This is a genomic window from Streptosporangium vulgare (assembly GCF_042428775.1).
In the GTDB taxonomy this organism is placed as follows: domain Bacteria; phylum Actinomycetota; class Actinomycetes; order Streptosporangiales; family Streptosporangiaceae; genus Streptosporangium; species Streptosporangium vulgare.
Genome location: NZ_JBHMBS010000035.1, coordinates 22,353 through 38,458 on the forward strand (window position 1 = coordinate 22,353; position 16,106 = coordinate 38,458).

General features: G+C 69.9%; 12 protein-coding genes and 2 pseudogenes. 6 read left to right on the plus strand and 8 right to left on the minus strand.

Going from position 1 to position 16,106, the window contains the following annotated elements; all coding sequences use genetic code 11:
• Nucleotides 1-400 precede the first annotated feature (400 nt).
• Nucleotides 401-772, plus strand: coding sequence for a YciI family protein (locus tag ACFFRH_RS39255; RefSeq protein ID WP_344749355.1), 372 nt, complete (start codon nucleotides 401-403; stop codon nucleotides 770-772).
• Nucleotides 773-1,115: 343 nt separating this feature from the next.
• Here the strand turns inward: ACFFRH_RS39255 and ACFFRH_RS39260 are convergent, their stop codons facing one another.
• Nucleotides 1,116-2,003: an SMP-30/gluconolactonase/LRE family protein gene (locus ACFFRH_RS39260; protein WP_386162610.1), complete on the minus strand. Its 888-nt coding sequence runs from the start codon at nucleotides 2,001-2,003 to the stop codon at nucleotides 1,116-1,118.
• A 34-nt stretch (nucleotides 2,004-2,037) separates the two neighbouring features.
• Here ACFFRH_RS39260 and ACFFRH_RS39265 point away from each other — a divergent pair, with 34 nt between their 5' ends.
• Complete coding sequence (locus ACFFRH_RS39265; protein WP_386162613.1) at nucleotides 2,038-2,478, plus strand: Lrp/AsnC family transcriptional regulator; 441 nt, start codon at nucleotides 2,038-2,040, stop codon at nucleotides 2,476-2,478.
• A 216-nt stretch (nucleotides 2,479-2,694) separates the two neighbouring features.
• Here the strand turns inward: ACFFRH_RS39265 and ACFFRH_RS39270 are convergent, their stop codons facing one another.
• Nucleotides 2,695-3,363, minus strand: coding sequence for a response regulator (locus ACFFRH_RS39270; RefSeq protein WP_386162615.1), 669 nt, complete (start codon nucleotides 3,361-3,363; stop codon nucleotides 2,695-2,697).
• Nucleotides 3,360-4,649 (minus strand): sensor histidine kinase, encoded by a 1,290-nt coding sequence (locus ACFFRH_RS39275; protein ID WP_386162617.1) that lies wholly within the window; start codon nucleotides 4,647-4,649, stop codon nucleotides 3,360-3,362. The genes ACFFRH_RS39270 and ACFFRH_RS39275 overlap by 4 nt, the downstream gene beginning before the upstream one ends.
• Nucleotides 4,650-4,781: 132 nt before the next feature.
• On the opposite strand from ACFFRH_RS39275, the gene ACFFRH_RS39280 reads away from it, so the two are divergent.
• The 3 genes from ACFFRH_RS39280 (at nucleotide 4,782) to ACFFRH_RS39290 (ending at nucleotide 7,455) form a co-directional block, all read left to right on the plus strand.
• The gene (locus tag ACFFRH_RS39280; RefSeq protein WP_386162620.1) at nucleotides 4,782-5,270 is read left to right on the plus strand and encodes a hypothetical protein; all 489 of its coding nucleotides are present in this window, start codon (nucleotides 4,782-4,784) and stop codon (nucleotides 5,268-5,270) included.
• A gap of 247 nt (nucleotides 5,271-5,517) precedes the next feature.
• Nucleotides 5,518-6,291, plus strand: a complete 774-nt coding sequence (locus ACFFRH_RS39285; protein ID WP_386162622.1) for a class I SAM-dependent methyltransferase — start codon at nucleotides 5,518-5,520, stop codon at nucleotides 6,289-6,291.
• 333 nt (nucleotides 6,292-6,624) lie between these two features.
• Nucleotides 6,625-7,455: an NAD(P)H-binding protein gene (locus ACFFRH_RS39290; RefSeq protein WP_386162625.1), complete on the plus strand. Its 831-nt coding sequence runs from the start codon at nucleotides 6,625-6,627 to the stop codon at nucleotides 7,453-7,455.
• A gap of 137 nt (nucleotides 7,456-7,592) precedes the next feature.
• Here the strand turns inward: ACFFRH_RS39290 and ACFFRH_RS39295 are convergent.
• Together ACFFRH_RS39295 and ACFFRH_RS39300 are read right to left on the minus strand one after the other, a co-directional pair.
• Nucleotides 7,593-8,561: pseudogene (locus tag ACFFRH_RS39295) on the minus strand (RNA polymerase sigma factor); the annotation flags it as partial.
• A gap of 427 nt (nucleotides 8,562-8,988) precedes the next feature.
• Nucleotides 8,989-9,498: a hypothetical protein gene (locus tag ACFFRH_RS39300; protein ID WP_386162628.1), complete on the minus strand. Its 510-nt coding sequence runs from the start codon at nucleotides 9,496-9,498 to the stop codon at nucleotides 8,989-8,991.
• Nucleotides 9,499-9,924: 426 nt separating this feature from the next.
• Between ACFFRH_RS39300 and ACFFRH_RS39305 the strand changes: the two genes are divergently transcribed.
• Nucleotides 9,925-11,766, plus strand: a complete 1,842-nt coding sequence (locus tag ACFFRH_RS39305) for a discoidin domain-containing protein (protein WP_386162631.1) — start codon at nucleotides 9,925-9,927, stop codon at nucleotides 11,764-11,766.
• Between the two features lie 154 nt (nucleotides 11,767-11,920).
• Here the strand turns inward: ACFFRH_RS39305 and ACFFRH_RS39310 are convergent.
• From ACFFRH_RS39310 to ACFFRH_RS39320, 3 genes and pseudogenes are all read right to left on the minus strand, one after another.
• Nucleotides 11,921-12,103, minus strand: a pseudogene (locus ACFFRH_RS39310) (transposase); the annotation flags it as partial.
• 53 nt (nucleotides 12,104-12,156) lie between these two features.
• On the minus strand, nucleotides 12,157-15,264 hold the full coding sequence (locus ACFFRH_RS39315) for a CARDB domain-containing protein (RefSeq protein WP_386162634.1): 3,108 nt from the start codon (nucleotides 15,262-15,264) through the stop codon (nucleotides 12,157-12,159).
• A gap of 82 nt (nucleotides 15,265-15,346) precedes the next feature.
• A complete protein-coding gene (locus ACFFRH_RS39320) occupies nucleotides 15,347-16,105 on the minus strand; it encodes a nucleoside hydrolase (protein WP_386162637.1) in 759 nt (252 codons plus the stop codon).
• Nucleotide 16,106: the final 1 nt, after the last annotated feature.

The following is a 16,106-nucleotide window of genomic DNA, read 5'->3' on the forward strand; positions in this document are numbered from 1 at the left end:
CTCCAGCGGATGCTCGCCGGGCACGGCCTGGTCCCGGTCTCTTCGGCGCTTTCGGCGCCTTCCGCGCCTCCGTGCCGAAGGCGCGGGCCGCGGGGGTCATCGTCGTCCCGGCCGTGAACGACGCCCGCGTGCCGGGGGACCCGATCGCCGCCCTCCTCGCCCGGCGGCTTGGGGCGTCGGCGCCGGGCTGTTCGACGGGCCGTCCTCGCGGGCGCGAGAAGCCCGCGGCCGGTGGCGGCGGCGATGGTCCCGGCGAACAGGGACGGCATGACACCCACACGCGCCGGGCGGCGGAGGTCCCATGAGAAATCCTCCGGCATGATGTCGAATCCGGGACGAGTCGTTCGTAGAACAGGTGAGAGGCGGCCGGAGACGACCGCCGGTACAAGGGAGTGATGGGATGACGCAGTACCTGATCTCGTTCAACGACGGCGCGATGGACCACATCCCCGACGAGGACATGCCCGATGTGGGCAAGGCCTCGCACGCGGTGGTCCAGGAGGCCGTGAACGCCGGCGTGTGGGTGTTCGGCGCCGGGCTGGAAAGGCAGAGGGCGAGCGTCGTGGCCACGGACGGGATGGTCACCGACGGCCCCTACCCGGAGACCAAGGAGGTCATCGGCGGGTTCTCGGTCGTCGACGTGGCCTCACGCGAGGAGGCGCTGGCGTGGGCTGCCAAGATCGCCGTCGCCTGCCGCTGTGCGCAGGAGGTCCGGGAGCTCATGCCCGACCCCGAAACAGACGCGATGCTCCGCCAGGCCGACCGGCGATGACGACATCCCGACAGGGTCTGATCGAGGAGGCCCCGCCACGTTGGAGTGGGACTCGCGTGGCCGTGGTCGACGACGCGGGGTCCGCGGATCGGCCTGAACCGGGAACGCGGGGCGGCGCCTCGGGGACCGGGCGTGGGACGGAGCCCGGTCCCCGGCCCTGGCCTGATCCCCGTGACCGCCGATCCCCGCGACCACCGACCTCCTGGACCGGCTCGGCGAACGCCGCGTGGTCGCCGGGTCCCGTACCTCGGTGATCTTCCAGCAGGCCCGCGACACCGCCTCGGCGAGGCTTCCCGAGGTGCCGTCCGCGTCCGCGAGCTGACCGCCGTCCCGCCCCGGAAGGTCACGCCCCGCGGACGTTGGTCATGATCGCGTAGACGGAGCTGGAGGCCGTCATGAACAGCCAGTTGCGCTTGAGGCCGCCGAAGACCAGGTTGGAGGTCTTCTCGGGAAGCCTGAGCCTGCCGATCAAGGTGCCGTCCGGGGCGAAGCAGTGCACCCCCTCGTGCGTCGCCGCCCAGATCCGGCCGGTGGTGTCGAGCCTGATGCCGTCGAGGCCGCCCGCCGAGCATTCCGCGAGGATCCTGCCGTTCTCCAGCGAGGCGCCGCGTACGTCGAAGACCCGTAGATGCCCGCGGCGGGTGTCGGCGACGTAGAGCAGGGACTCGTCGGGTGAGAAGGCCAGGCCGTTGGGGCGGACGAAGTCGTCTGCCACCACCGTGACCTCCCCGGTGGCGGGGTCGAGACGGTAGACCTGGTCGGCACCGATCTCGCTCTCCGCGCGGTGGCCCTCGTAGTCGCTGGTGATGCCGTACCTGGGGTCGGTGAACCAGACGGAGTCGTCCGACCTCACCACCACGTCGTTGGGGCTGTTGAGGCGCTTGCCCTGCCAGCGGTCGGCGAGGACGGTGATGGAGCCGTCGTGCTCGGTGCGGGTCACCCTCCGGCCGCCGTGCTCGCAGGAGACCAGCCGGCCCTGCCGGTCGAGGGTGTGACCGTTGGTGTAGCCCGCGGGGGCGCGGAAGGGGCCCACGTTTCCGGTCAGCTCGTCCCACCGGAGCATCCTGTCGTTGGGGATGTCGCTCCACAGCAGATAGCGGCCCGCCGGGACGTAGGTGGGGCCTTCGGCCCACCGGCAACCATGGTGAATCCGCTCGATCCGCTCGTCGCCTCCGACGTCGGCGAACCGCTCGTCGAGCGTCTCGAACTCCGCCGGGATGGTTTCCGTCATGCAATCCTCCTTGATCACAGAATATGATACGGCTATGGATAAGATTGACAAGATGTTGGTCAGCCTCCTTCAGGCCGATGCGGGTCAGCCTTACTCCGCGCTCGGCGCCGCGGTGGGGCTGTCGAGTGGCGCCGCGCATGAGCGGGTGCGCAAACTGCGCGAACGGGGGCTGATCCGGCGGACGACCATCGAGGTCGATCCCATCGCCGCGGGCAGGGGCGTGTTGTCGTTCGTGCTCGTGGAGGGGGAGGCGTGGATGGGCGCGTCGGGCGAGGCGCTGCTGGCGATTCCCGAGATCGAGGAGGCGCACGTCATCGCGGGCCCGGCGTCACTGCTGGTCAAGGTGCGTACGGCGAGCACCCGGGAACTGCAGGAGGTGCTGCGCAGGATCTTCGAGATCGAGGGGGTGTCCGGGACGCGAACCATCATGGTGCTGGAGAGCTTCTTCGAGCGTGGCCTGCATGTCCCTCACTAGGGTGCGCGAAGATCTCGTCTCTTCAAGGCTGGGATCTCCCCAGCGTTGGGAGAGGGGACCTTGGCGAGGGGTGGGGCGGGGGGCCTTCGCCGAGGCCGTGACAAGGGGCCCTCGTGGGGCCCGAGACAGGGGGTCTTACCGGGGGCGGGGACAGGGGAGAGGCGCGCGCTCGGGCCGGGAGCGGCGAGAAGTCCTCGGCCATCGGCGGGCGGGCCGCTACCGGCGGGGGTCCTCGCCGGTGGCGAGCCCGGAGCGGTGAGCGATGACGGCCAGCGCCGTACGGTCCCGCGCGTCGAGCTTGGTCAGGATCCGGCTGACGTAGGTGCGTACGGTGGCCGGGCTGATGAAGAGCGCGGCGGCGATCCTGTCGTTGGTCTCGGCGTGACCGATGCGGGCCAGGACGGCGAGTTCCCGCTCGGTCAGGGTGGCCAGCCGGGGGTCCGGCTCGGGCGGTCTCGGGGTCCGGGCGAGACGTTCCATGACGCGCCGGGCGATCGCGGGGGAGAGCACGTTCCCGCCTCCCGCGGCCGTACGCACCGCCTTGCGGAGGTCCTCCGACGGAGTGTCCTTGAGAAGGTACCCGGCGGCTCCCAGGGTGACGGCCTCGACGATGTCCTCCTCGTCGTCGAACGTGGTCAGGATCAGCACCCGCGAGCCCGCCAGCGATTCGTCGGCGCGGATGGCCGCGGTCGCTTCGAGCCCGTCCATGCCGGGCATGCGGATGTCCATGAGCACCACGTCCGGGTGGAGCTCCCGGACGCGGGAGAGCGCGGCACGTCCCTCCGAGGCCTCACCGACGACGGTGATGCCCGGATCGTTCTCGAGGAGCGTTCGCAGTCCCGCGCGCACGAGCTCCTGATCGTCGACGATGACCACGCCGATCATGACGCCTGCCCCAGCGGCTTCAGCGGCTTCAGCGACTCCTGCGGCTCCGATGGTTCCAGCGGTTCCCGCGGCTCCAGCGGGAGAACGGCCCGGACCGCGAATCCCGCGGGCTCGCGCCCGGCCGTCAGGGTGCCGCCGAGGCTCTCGGCCCGCTCGCGCATCCCGGCGAGGCCGTGTCCCTGGCCGATGTCGTGTTCCGGGCCGAGGCCCTGTTCCTGACCGGCTTCGTATCCCAGGCCGACACCGTGGCCTGGGGCGTTGCCGTCACGGGACTGCTCGGGGCCGTCGTCGACGACGGACAGGCGCAGGACCGCTCCGTCGTCGAACGCGGTGATACGGGCACGGGTGCCGTGGGAGTGCTTGACGATGTTGGTGACCGCCTCCTGGACGATCCTGAACGCGGAGGCGTCCACCGTCGCGGGAAGTTCGGTGGTGACGCGCATCTCGATGTCGATCTCGATTCCCGCGGCCGCGGCCGTCTCGCGGAGTGTGCCGACGCTCGACAACGAGACGACCGACCTCGCGTCCTCGTCCGGGGTGCGGAGCAGGGCGACGGTCCTGCGCAGCTCGCTCATCGTGCGGGTGGTGGTGGCCTTGATCAGATCGAGAGCCGCCCGGGTCTGCGACTCGTCGTGGCCGAGCGACTCGCGGGCGACGTCGGCGTGCAGGGAGATGACGGAGGTCGTGTGGCCGATCGAGTCGTGCAGATCCCGGGCGATGGCCAGGCGTTCGGCGTGCAGCCGGGCTCCCGCCTCCTGCCGGTACCGCTGGGCGGTGAGCTCGGCGATCCGTCTCGCTCCCGCCTGCGCGTTCCGCCGCGATCTCAGACTGTCTCCCAGCGCGATCGCCGCGCCCATGAGCAGGATGTGCCCGGCCAGTTCGTAGCCGACGACGAACGAGAAATCCTGTCCCTCGATCAGGCGGAAGAACACCGAGACCACGACCACGACGGTGGCGGTGACGACGGCGTGGACGAGACGCCCGGACTCGGCCGCCGAGAACAGCGCCGCGGTGACGGGGACGGCGATCCCGACGGCCGGATATCCGGCGGCGTAGTAGGCGAACAGCCCCAGGGCGGTGACGGCGAGCACGGTCACCGGATGGCGTCGCCGGGCGAGCATCAGCGCGCCCAGCCCCACGGCCCACAGATGGGCGATCGCGTCCGGGCCCTGCCGTCCTCCCTGGTCGGCGGAGATGACGATCGACACGACGAGGGTGACGCCCGCACCGATCAGGGCGTCCACCGCCCACGGTGGGAGTCTTCTTCGCGCCCGCTCCTCGATCATGAATTCACCCTATGACGCCGTTCCGTCGCTCCGAGTCCCGCGAGAGGTGACGCCGGGAGTCGCCTCTCGACGTACCCGGGTCGAGACCGGACACGGATGCGCCGCGTCCGTGACGCTTCCTAGCGTGAGGCCATGACCTCTCCAAACCCCCGGCCGCGTCAACCACTCGTCCCGAGGCGCCAGGTCCTGGGGCTGCCCGTGACCGCCGTGATCGGACTCGCCCTTCTCGCGGCGCCCCGGGTCGTGCTCCACGACCTGGACCTCATCCACGAGGGTACGTTCGTGAACGCCCTGTTCGTCTTCGTGCCCCCGATCATCTGGATCGCGGTCGTCCTGTGGAAACGGGTGCCCAACCCCTTCCTCACCCTCCTCGTCACGGGGCTGTTCTACGGCATCCTCCTGGCGGTGGGACATCAGGTGCTGTGGGACTCCGCCTTCGGCGGCGCCCCGCCCTCACTCGGTGGAAACCTGAGCGGCCTCGACCCGGCCGCGCAGTCCGTCATCCTGCGCCTCTTCGCCGTGATCAGCAGTGTCTTCACCGGTGTCATCGTCGGAGCGATCACCGGCCTCGTCGCCTGGGGACTCGGCAAGGCCGTTTCCTCAGGTTCCCGGACCCCCTGAACGGGACACGGTCTTCTTGGTGTTCCGTTCAGGTCTTCCCGGTGTCCCGGCCTTCCCCGTGTTCTGGACGGGACGTGGTTTCCCACCTGTCCTGAACGGGCCGTGGCGTTCCCGGTGGCCCGGCGTTCCCGGTGTCCCGGTGTTCCGGAAAGCGCGTGGCGGAGAGCGTCCTCCGCCGTTCGGGGTGCCTTCACGGGCCCGGCCGCAGGTCTCCGGCTTCCGGAAAAGCGTGTCTAGACTGGTTCGCATGATCTCTCGGAGCGAACTGTTCGCGGGTGCCGCCACCTACTACGCGCGCTACCGGCACGGTTACGAAGCAGAGATCATCGAATACATCGCGGACGTGCTGGACCTCGACGACCGGGCACGGGTGCTGGACCTCGGGTGCGGGCCGGGCACGCTGGCGATCCCCCTCGCGGCCCGGGCCGGGGAGATCCTGGCCGTGGACCCCAGCGAGGAGATGCTCGCCGAGGGGGCCCGGTGGGGCACGCCCGGCATCCGCTGGCTGCGAGGCGACTCGTCGACGCTCGGGGAGTTGTCCCTCGGCCCGATCGACCACGTCGTGATGGGCCGTTCCTTCCACTGGATGGAGCGCGACCGGCTGCTCCGTCACTTCGACGACCTGCTCCCCGCGCACGGCGCGGTCGTCCTCGCCGGCCCCACCACCGACCCGGTCGATCCGCCCTGGGAGCCGGTGGTGCAGGCCGTACGGCAGACGTTCGGACTGGAGTGGCGGGCGAACAGCGAGGAGTACGCCCAGAGCGGTCGGCACCACGACGAGGTGCTGCGCGGGTCGGCGTTCCACCGGCTGGAGTCCCGGTGTTTCACCCGTACGGCCCGGCAGTCCGTCGACGACATCGTGGGCTTGCAGCTGTCGTTCTCCTACTCCTCGCCCGCGCGGCTCGGTGAGCGCCTGCCCGCGTTCACGGAGGCGGTGCGTGAGGCACTGGCCGCGGCGAACCCGTCGGGGGAGTGGCGGGAGAAGGTCGTCACCGAGATACTCGTCGCGCGCAGGCCGTGACACGAGTCGTGGTGGCTGACGCGGGCCGTGGCGGCCGCCGCACGCGTGTGTCGAGTTTCGAACGCCCAGTTCGTCCGCGTGCTCGTCGGGGCGTGGCCCTGTGGCGGGGCCGGGGCAGAGGGCCCCGTGGTGGCGAGAATTAAATCTGAGGCGACCGGTGCGCTCGCACCGGTACGCTCCCCGGGCATCTTCCCGCCGTCGGCGACGGCCCGCTCGCGCTGAACAGCACTGAACAGGTGCTGAGCAGGCACGGAGCCGTCGCGGAGTCGGCGGGAAACCACAGGAAGGCTGCGGGAAGGCCGCAGGATGCCGTGGAAGAGGAGATGAACGCCGTTGACCAGGATCGCTGTGACCGGTGTCACGGGCAACCTCGGACGTCTCGTCGTCGAGGACCTGCTCACCAGGGTTCCTCCCCGTGATCTCGTCGCGCTCGCCCGCACCCCGGAGAAGGCGGGTGACCTGCCGGGCCGGGGCGTCGAGGTGCGGCACTGCGATCACGACGACGCCGCGTCCGTCGACGCCGCGCTCGCGGGGGTCGACGTCCTGCTCCTGGTGTCCGGGTCGGACCTGACGCCCGGTGTCCGCGTGCGGCAGCACCGCACCGTCATCGACGCCGCCACCCGGGCGGGGGTGCGCCGCGTCGTCTACACCAGCGGCGCGGGCGCGGAGGACGGCCAAGGCCCCATCGCCGACCACACGGCGACGGAGAAGGCGCTCCGCGAGGCGGGGCCCGCCTACACCGTGCTGCGCAACGCCCTCTACTCCGAGGCGTTCCTGGGAGTCGCGCTGGCCCAGGCGGGGCAGAGCGGTGAGATCACCTCCTCCACCGGCGGGAGGCCGCTCAACACCGCGAGGTTCCGTGACCTGGCGCTGGCGGCGAGCGCGGCCCTCACCGGCTCCGGGCACGAGAACGCGACCTACGAGTTGCGCGGTCCGCTCTGGACCTACCCGGAGCTCGCCGAGGTCCTCACCCGCGTGCTGGGCAGGCTCGTCGAGCATCGGGAGATCACCGACGCGGAGGCCGGTTGGCTGGGAGGCGTGTTCCCGGCGGTACGCGCCGGGGCCCTCGCCGAGACCGGCCCCGACCTCGCGCGCCTGCTGGACCGGCCGCCGTCCGGGCTGGAGGAGACGGTCGGCGCTCTCATCGCGCGTATGGCCGGCTGAGCGGCACCGGGGCCGCCCCCGGCGAACGGCACCCTCAGGCCGGTCCCGACGGCGACCGGCCTGGACGGCGATGGCGACGGCGATCGGCGTGGACGGTGACGGCGATCGGGTCGGTTCCGGCGGGGCCGGGAAACCGATCAGGTCAGATAGTCGCGCAGGGCCCGCGATCGCGAGGGGTGGCGCAGCTTCGTCATGGTCTTGGACTCGATCTGCCGGATGCGCTCGCGGGTCACCCCGTAGGCGCGTCCGATCTCCTCCAGCGTCTTGGGCCGGCCGTCGCCGAGCCCGAACCGCATCGCCACCACCCCGGCCTCACGCTCGGACAGCGCCTCCAGGATCGTGTGCAGCTGCTCCTGCAGCAGCGCGGAGGCGACCGCGTCCTCGGGGGTGATCGCCTCGGAGTCCTCGATGAGGTCGCCGAACTCGCTGTCGCCCTCGGTGCCCAGCGGGCTGTGCAGGGAGATCGGCTCTCGTCCGTACCCCTGGACCTCGACGACCCGCTCCGGGGTCATCTCCAGCTCCACGGCCAGCTCCTCGGGGGTGGGCTCGCGGCCCAGGTCGGTCGTCATCTGCCGGTGCACGCGCGCCAGCTTGTTGATCACTTCGACCATGTGCACGGGGATGCGGATGGTGCGGGCCTGGTCGGCGAGCGCCCGGGTGATCGCCTGCTTGATCCACCAGGTGGCGTACGTGGAGAACTTGAAGCCCTTGGTGTAGTCGAACTTCTCCACGGCGCGGATCAGCCCCAGGTTGCCCTCCTGGATCAGGTCCAGGAACAGCATGCCCCTGCCGGTGTGGCGCTTGGCCAGCGACACCACCAGGCGCAGGTTGGCCTCCAGCAGGTGGTTCTTGGCCCGGTGGCCGTCTTCGGCGAGCCATTCGAGCTCCGCGCGCACGTCGGGCTGGAGCCGGTCGCCGTCGTTGAGACGCTCGGCGGCGAACAGCCCGGCCTCGATGCGCCTGGCGAGCTCGACCTCCTGCTCGGCGTTGAGCAGGGGGATCCTGCCGATCTGCTTGAGATAGTCCTTGACCGGGTCGGTGCTCGCCCCGACGGTCGCCTCCAGGGCTGCGGGCGCCTCGTCGTCGTCGGTCAGGACCAGCTCTTCTTCCTCAACCTCGACAACCTCAACGGTGCCTTCCACGGTGGCGGCTTCCATGGCGTTCACACCTTCCCCAGGTCTGGTCAGATACAACAACCCGTGCAGTTCAAGGTACGTCCCGCGACGGTGTGCTGCGGCGCCTGGCTCGCCGTCGTGTCCTTCGCTGGGAGCGGAGAGCCTCCGCCGCGAGAGCTCTCGCGAAGGGCGCGACCGCCCCGTCACGCCGCCGAACGGCCGCCGGGCCGCCTTTCCCGGCGGGGAAAGGCGGCCCGGCGAATCTTCCGGCGACACTGCGGGGGTTGCCGTGACGGTGGGCGTACGGGGGGAGGGGGAGGGGGAGGGATGAGGCTGGACCCTGCCTGACTTCACCTGACTCCGCCATACCCGGTCGGATCAGGGTAGGTCAGGCCCGATCAGAGCTGACCAGACTTGATCAGGCAGGGAAGTCGTTCGGGTTGACGCCGGTCGTCCGGGCGTTTCCGCCCCGGACCGGGTTGAGGGTCAGGGTCCAGATGGTCGAGCTGGTCGCGGTCGTGGTGAACCTCAGCTTGCTGGTGAAGCGCTGGTAGGAGGGCGCGCCGGTGAACCTGCCCCGGGAGGTGCTGAACCGGTAGCCGGAGGTGAAGAAGATCGTGTAGGTGCCGTCCCTGACGTCGCGGACGGAGGCCGTCGACCGGGCGCGGACGTAGATGCTGATCGCCTTGGACCTGCCACGGACCAGCGTGACGACGGCGTCCCTGCCGCTGCCGTTCTTGACCTTCAGCGTGCCCCGCCCACCGCTGATGCGGTCGTAGAGGATCCTTCCGTTGCCCGGTCGGGCGGCGGCCTCGGTCGAGGAGGCGGTGACGGTTTCCCGGGTCGAGGCGGCCGCGGGAGCCGCGACGGAGCCGGCCAGCAGAACGGCCGCGAGGGCCGCTCCCGCGAGGTTACGTAAATAAATCATTGCGTAAATATGGCCAATTCCTGGTTGCCGGTCAAAGCAATTCATGATCGCAGCGCCTCTTTGGGGGATTTGTGCAGGTTTTCGAACCTCCTGGCCGCGGGCTCGCGCGGTGCTCGGGCTCCAGGGGTCTTGGGAAGCGAAACATCGGACCGTTCCATGAGGGGTGTCCGCTCACGGGGCTGGACCAGCCGCCTGTCGGTCTCTGTCGGTCGATCTATCACTCAAAGCCGTGTGGCAGGCATATTTTTGCGAAAAGAAGTAGAAACATTGCGGACATCTGGCCGCCATCTTATGGTGTGCACAGCGCCGTTCGCCGATCCACCCGGTGACGGCGGTAGCCTCTCCGCCCCCCACCTGGCTGGATCGCGGTGACCGCACGCCCCGCCGGCCGCGGCGATCCGGCCCCGCGTGACGAAGGGTCAGCCGATGAAGACATCCGACCAATCTGTCAGCCGCTTACGCCACACCGGACGACGTGCCCAGATCGTCCTCGCGCTCCTGCTGGCCGCCCTGTGCTGGGCCGGAGCCCAGGCGCCGCTCCCGGCGCGCGGCGCGGCCGTCCCCGAGCAGTCCTCCAACGTTCACCTGTTCTACTACTCCTGGTACGGCAACCCCCAGACGAGCGGTGACTGGCGGCACTGGCAGCAGGGCGGCCACACCCCGCCCGACGACGTGGGCGCCGACCTGTATCCCAGCCTGGGCGCCTACGACTCGGGCGACTACGCGGGCGCCGTCACCAGGCACATGCAGTGGATCAAGCAGGCCGGGGTCGGCGTCATCGTCTACAGCTGGTGGGGTCGCGACAGCTTCGAGGACAGGCTCACCCAGGGGGTGATGGACGCCGCCGCGCGGTACGGCGTCAAGGTCGCCTGGCACCTGGAACCGTACGGCGGGCGCACGGCGGCCTCCACCGTCGAGGACATCCGCTACATCAACACCCGCTACGGCTCCCACCCGGCCTTCTACCGTGACGCCGAGCACGGCAACCGGGCGGCGTTCTACGTGTTCGAGAGCCTGAGGATCACCGACTGGGCCGTGCTCGACCAGGTCACCGCGGGCAACATCGTGCTCGCCCAGACCACCGACACGTCGAAGATCGCGCACTTCTCCGGCATGTACACCTACGACGGGATCGCCGGCGCCACCGCCCCCGGCTGGGCCGACGCGAGCGCGTACGCCAAGCAGAACAACCTGATCTGGGCGCCCTCGGTGGCCCCCGGCTACATCGACGACCGCGCGGTGCCCGGCAACACCACCCCGACCCTCGGCCGCGCCAACGGCGCCACCTACGACCTGGAGTGGTCCAACGCCCTCGACCCGGCCAAGGGCGGCCTGCCGACCTGGGTCTCCATCACCTCGTTCAACGAGTGGCACGAGGGCAGTTCCATCGAGCCCGCCGACTCCACCCCGCCCGCCGGGTTCGGCTACCAGACGTTCGACGGCGCGTACGGCAGGACGGGCGCCGCGGCGGAGACCGCGTACCTGGACCGGACGAAGTACTGGGCGACGGAGTTCGAGACCCGCCGGGGCGGCGGCACGCGGGACACCCAGCCCCCGACCGCGCCGGGCGCCGCGCGCGCCGTCCCGGCGTCCAGCACGAGCATCACGGTGGGCTGGACCGCGGCCACCGACAACGTCGGGGTGACCGGCTACGACGTCTACCGTGAGGCGGGCGCCACCGACGTCAGGGTGGGGAGCACCGCCGGGACGTCGTTCACCGTCACCGGCCTCACGCCGTCGACCTCCTACAGCTTCTACGTGGTCGCCAGGGACGCCGCGCAGAACACCTCGCCGCCCTCCGGCACGGTGACCGCGACGACCGGGCCCCCGCCCGGGTGCTCTCCGGGCACCGGCGACCTGGCCCGGAGCAAGTCGATCACCGCGAGCAGCACCACGCAGAACTACGTGGCGGCCAACGCCGTCGACGGCAACGCGAGCACCTACTGGGAGAGCGCCAACAACGCCTTCCCCCAGTCGATCACCGTTGACCTCTGCGCGCAGGCCACCGTCGGGCGCGTGGTGCTGAAGCTGCCGCCGTCCAGCGCCTGGGGCACGCGCACCCAGACGCTGTCGGTGCTCGGCTCGTCCGACGGCACGACCTTCGACACCCTCGTGTCGTCGCGGGGCCTCACCTTCAACCCGGCCACCGGCAACACCGCGACCGTCACCTTCCCGGCGACGACGAAGAGGTACGTGCGGGTGAACATCACCGGCAACACCGGCTGGCCCGCCGGGCAGCTCTCCTCGTTCGAGGTCTACTCCTCCTAGGGTCTGTTTCATAAGTTGATCACAGCCACTCGTTGATGGCGGCGATGGTCACGGTAGCCTCGTACCGGACGGCGAGCTTGTCGTACCTGGTCGCGACGGCTCGGTGGCGCACGCGCCCAGGTGCCGTCCCGCTGTCAGCGGGACGGCCCGTACACCGTCTCCCACTCGCCATACGGGTGGGCACGTCCCGCCACGGGGCACCAGTGCGCGTGCGCCACCGGATCCCATCGATGAGCTGCCGTTTCGTCCACGTCGGCGGCCTGCCCGACTTCTTGCCGACCGTCGGCAACGGCTCCAGGGCCGCCCACTGCGCGGTGGTCAGATCCCCGCGACTCACCCGGAGACCATTTCAGAAGTGGATCATTCATATGATCCACTTCTGAAACAGGCCTAGTAGACCTCGCTCCTGTTGTTGACGATCTCGTCGAGCAGGGCGGTGGTGTCGGCGTAGCGCTGGGCCGTCGAGCTGTTGACCGGCAGGTCCAGCGTGGCGAAGCCGTACCGGACGGCCTGTCCGACCGTGGTCGTCCCGAGCGCGCGGGTGAGCTTGCTGTCGATCTTCGTCGAGGCGTTGATCTGCCGCGCGGCCAGGTCGAACAGAGTCGCCAGCAGCTGGAATCTGGCGGGACCAGGCTGTGGACCGCCGGCCGAGAGCACCGCGTCGGCCTCGGTGTTGTCGAGCGCCCCGTTCGCGGAGCTGTCGAACCGCTGGTAGGTGGCCTGGACCCGGGCCGGCAACTCGGCTGTGCGGGCCTGGGGGTGGGTCTTCCAGTAGCCGTGCGAGCGCGGGTCACGGGTCGGTGTGACCTCGGTGATCGTCGTGGTGGCCGATGCGGCCACCGGCTCGTAGGTGCAGCCGTTGGCGTTGCCGTACGCCACGGAGGCGTGGTCGGTCAGCTTGTCCCCGGCGACGAACAGCAGGCTGGGCCTGGCCGTGAACTGCACCGACTGGTCACCGCTCGCGGCCAGCTCGCCCAGCGACCACGTCAGCGTCGTCGTCCCGTCGGCGTTGCGGGTGACCCCGGTGGGCTTGGGGCCCGTGCCCTGGTCGAGGGCCTGGCTGTAGTAGACCCCCTTGGGGAGCGTGTCGGTCAGGACGACGCCGGTGGCCTTGCCGCTGCCGACGTTGGCGACCTTCAGGTCGACCGTGATCGCCTCGCCCGCGTTGACCGTGGCGGTCGCGCGCTTGTCCAGGGTGAGCTTGGGCGCGTGGACCTTGGTCGAGGCGGTCGCGGAGTTGTTCGCCGTGTTGGCCTCGGCTCCACCGGCGAGGTCCTTCGCGGTCACCTCGGCCTTGTTGGTCAGGACCTTCGCGTCCTCGGTGTCGCAGGGGATCTCATAGGTGAATGCCTCGGTCTTCGTGCCGCCTGCGCCGAGCTGCCCGACCTGACGCGTCTGGACGTCGCCGGTCGGCGGGGTGTCCTTCACGCTTGTCTGGGTCGCTGCGCCTGTGCCGATGTTGTCCAGCTTGACCTGATAGGTGAGGGTGTCGCCGGGCTCGGCGTCGGCCTTGTCGACGGCCTTGTCGATGGCCAGGTCGGGGTTGTAGAGGTTGAAGAAGGACATCTCCTGCCGGATCGCGGTGTCGAAGGTCAGTTCCGGCTCCACGTCACCCCCGGCGCCTCCGCAGGCGGGCGCGCCCGCGGGCCAGACGCTACAGGCCCAGCCGACGCGGTCGGGGGACTGTGCCCTGAACCTGATCGCGGGCCAGTCGTTGTGGTCCGTGAGCGTGGTCAGGCCGCCCGCGTCGTTGATGTTCACCGGCTGGTTCGTCGTGTCGATGATCGGGACGTTGGTGCCGGCCGTGCGGTTGTCGTTCCAGTTGAGCGGCCCGTTGCCGGCGCCGGCTCGGATCACGGGGTCGCCGCCCGGGTTGGCGACGTTGGGGGCCCACCAGAACGTCCAGTCCGTGCCGTCGCTGATGCCCGCTGTCTCGTTCAGCCCGCCTTCGACCAGTTGGGGCAGCCCGCCGTCGGACAGGTCCAGCCGCACCGCGCCCACCTTCCAGTCGCGGAACTCGTCGACCAGCAGCGGCGGCGCGCTGTTGGGGATGCCCGTCTGGAAGAAGTAGTTCATGACGCTGAGGTAGTTGGGCTTGTGGTTGACGTTCTCGTTGCCGCCGTGCCGCAGGGCCATGGCGTGGAAGAGCTCGTGCAGGATGGTGCCGGCCTGGTCCTGGTCGGTGCCGACATTGGCGTCGACATCGCCCGTGCCCCGGGTGAGCACCTGCACGTCCGTCGTGTGGGCGCTGGTGGTGTCGCACCTGCGGTTGTTGCCGACGTGGATCTGGGTTCCGGTGGTGACGTCGTCTCCGGCCGCGGTCGTCTGCAGCATGCCGTCGCCGCCGTAGTCGGCGGTGAAGTCGGCCACGCACATGGTCCGCCAGTCACCGAGAGTGACGATGAAGTCCTTGTTGTTGTCACGGACGGGTTCGCAGCACTGGCCGGAGGTTCCGAAGGCGTTCAGCAGGCGGTGCGCGAAGATCCCGTAGTGCGCGTAGGGGGCGAGCTCGGCCGGGAAGTTGGCGGTGCGCGCGTTGCGGAAGTCATTGGTGTTCAGGCCCAGCTGGGCCTGTTCGGCCAGTTGCGCGCCCTCCCGGTAGATGAAGTCGATGCCGTCCTGACGCGTCCCCGGGTAGGGGCAGGGACTCGTGGCCGCGATGGGCGCGTCCTCCAGGGCGTTCTTGACCAGGGTGATCGCGCCCGCCTTGGGCTCGTGCGAGTGCCTGGTGGCGGGGGCGGTGTCCTCCATGTAGTCGAGCTGCAGGATGACCGTCTTGCGGCACGGGTCGGCGCCGAGCGCGGGCAGATCGACGAGCACGTCACCGGCCGCGTTCCTGATGCCGGACAGCTCGATGAGGTCCGGGATGCCGTCGAGGTCGGTGTCCGGCATCTCGGCGCTGGCGGTGATACCGATCTTGGTGATCCGGCCGTCGTTGTTGCGGGGGATGCCATGGTCGCCGTCGCCCTGGATGCAGGACTGGCCCTTGGCCGTCCGGCCGTCGGACCAGACGCACGGGGTGCCGAAGACGAGCTGGTCGCCCGAGAGTGTGCCCGAGCGCAGGTCGTAGGTGAGGTTCAGCTCCCAGTCCTCGTTGTTGGGGCTGATGTCCATCCGGTCGGAGTTGGTGTTGAAATCGCTGTCGTAGTCCCACATCGCGACCGTGATGTCCACGGTGGGCTTGTCGCCGGGCCAGTTCTCGTAGGTGAAGGTCCAGCCGCCGGGTGCCTCGGGCAGGCCGCGGGGCTCGAACTCGTCGTCCTCGATGCGGGGGCCCGTCACCAGCGGGCCATCGGCGATCTTCACCCTGGGGAAGTAGTCGCCGTCGCCCACCCCTCCGCTGTCCGGGTCCTCGACCTGGAAGAGGTACTCGATCTCGAAGATGATCTTGATGCCGGGAGGCGCCGCCGCCGCAGGAGTGGCGATGAGCGGTATGGAGGCCAGGAACAGCGCCAGCATCGCCGCGAATGACAGGCCGGCTTTCGTTCTTAAGCCCATGATGTCCTCCCCTGGAGCGCTGCCAGAAGAGCATCGTCCGTCGTGGGCCGGTCCGGCGCCTGAGTACCCCCGTACCCAAATCTCACTGGTTGCGCATTGTGTCCACGTAGAGGTCCCAGAAGCGCTTGGTGTCGACCTCGAAGACGATCGTGGCCTTCCGCGTGCCGGCCGGGTTGCCGGGCGCCTTGGATTCGCCCAGGTTGTAGCCGAGGGAACGGCCGTAGTCGGGTCCCATGCCGGGGTCGATGTATCGCTCCTCCGACCGCTTGACGAGCGTGCGGTCCAGGAAGACTCCGGCGGCGATGGCGTCCCGGACGAAGGTGCCCTGGCCGCGCTGGACGTCCTTGAACATCTTCTTGATCGGGGTCTCGGCTCCGGTGACGACGCGGTCGTACTGGGCGCGGCCGTAGGCGACCTTGAGTGCGACGTCGTGGGGGACGATGATCTGCTTCTTGAAGGGCGTGCGAAGGACGATCTTGGCGGCCTCGGGGTCGAACCACCGGTTGAACTCGGCGCCCGGGGTGACGTTGCCCGGGGTATCGAAGGCCCCGCCCATGTAGATGACCTCCTTGACCAGGGGGACGATCTCCGGGTGGGTCTTGACGGCAAGCGCGATGTCGGTGGCGGGGCCCAGGACGAAGAGGGGGACCTTGCCGGGGTTCTTCTTGACCTGGTCGGCGATGAAGTCGGCGGCGGGGCCGGGGGCGGGCTCCGCCGTACGCCTCGACGTCCCAGTGGGACTTGGGACGCGAGCCTTCCCAGGCGCCGGTCCAGGGGGCCTTGCCGTACAGGTGGTTCTCGCCCTTGAGCCCGTCGAGGCGGCCGGGCACGAGAGGTTCACC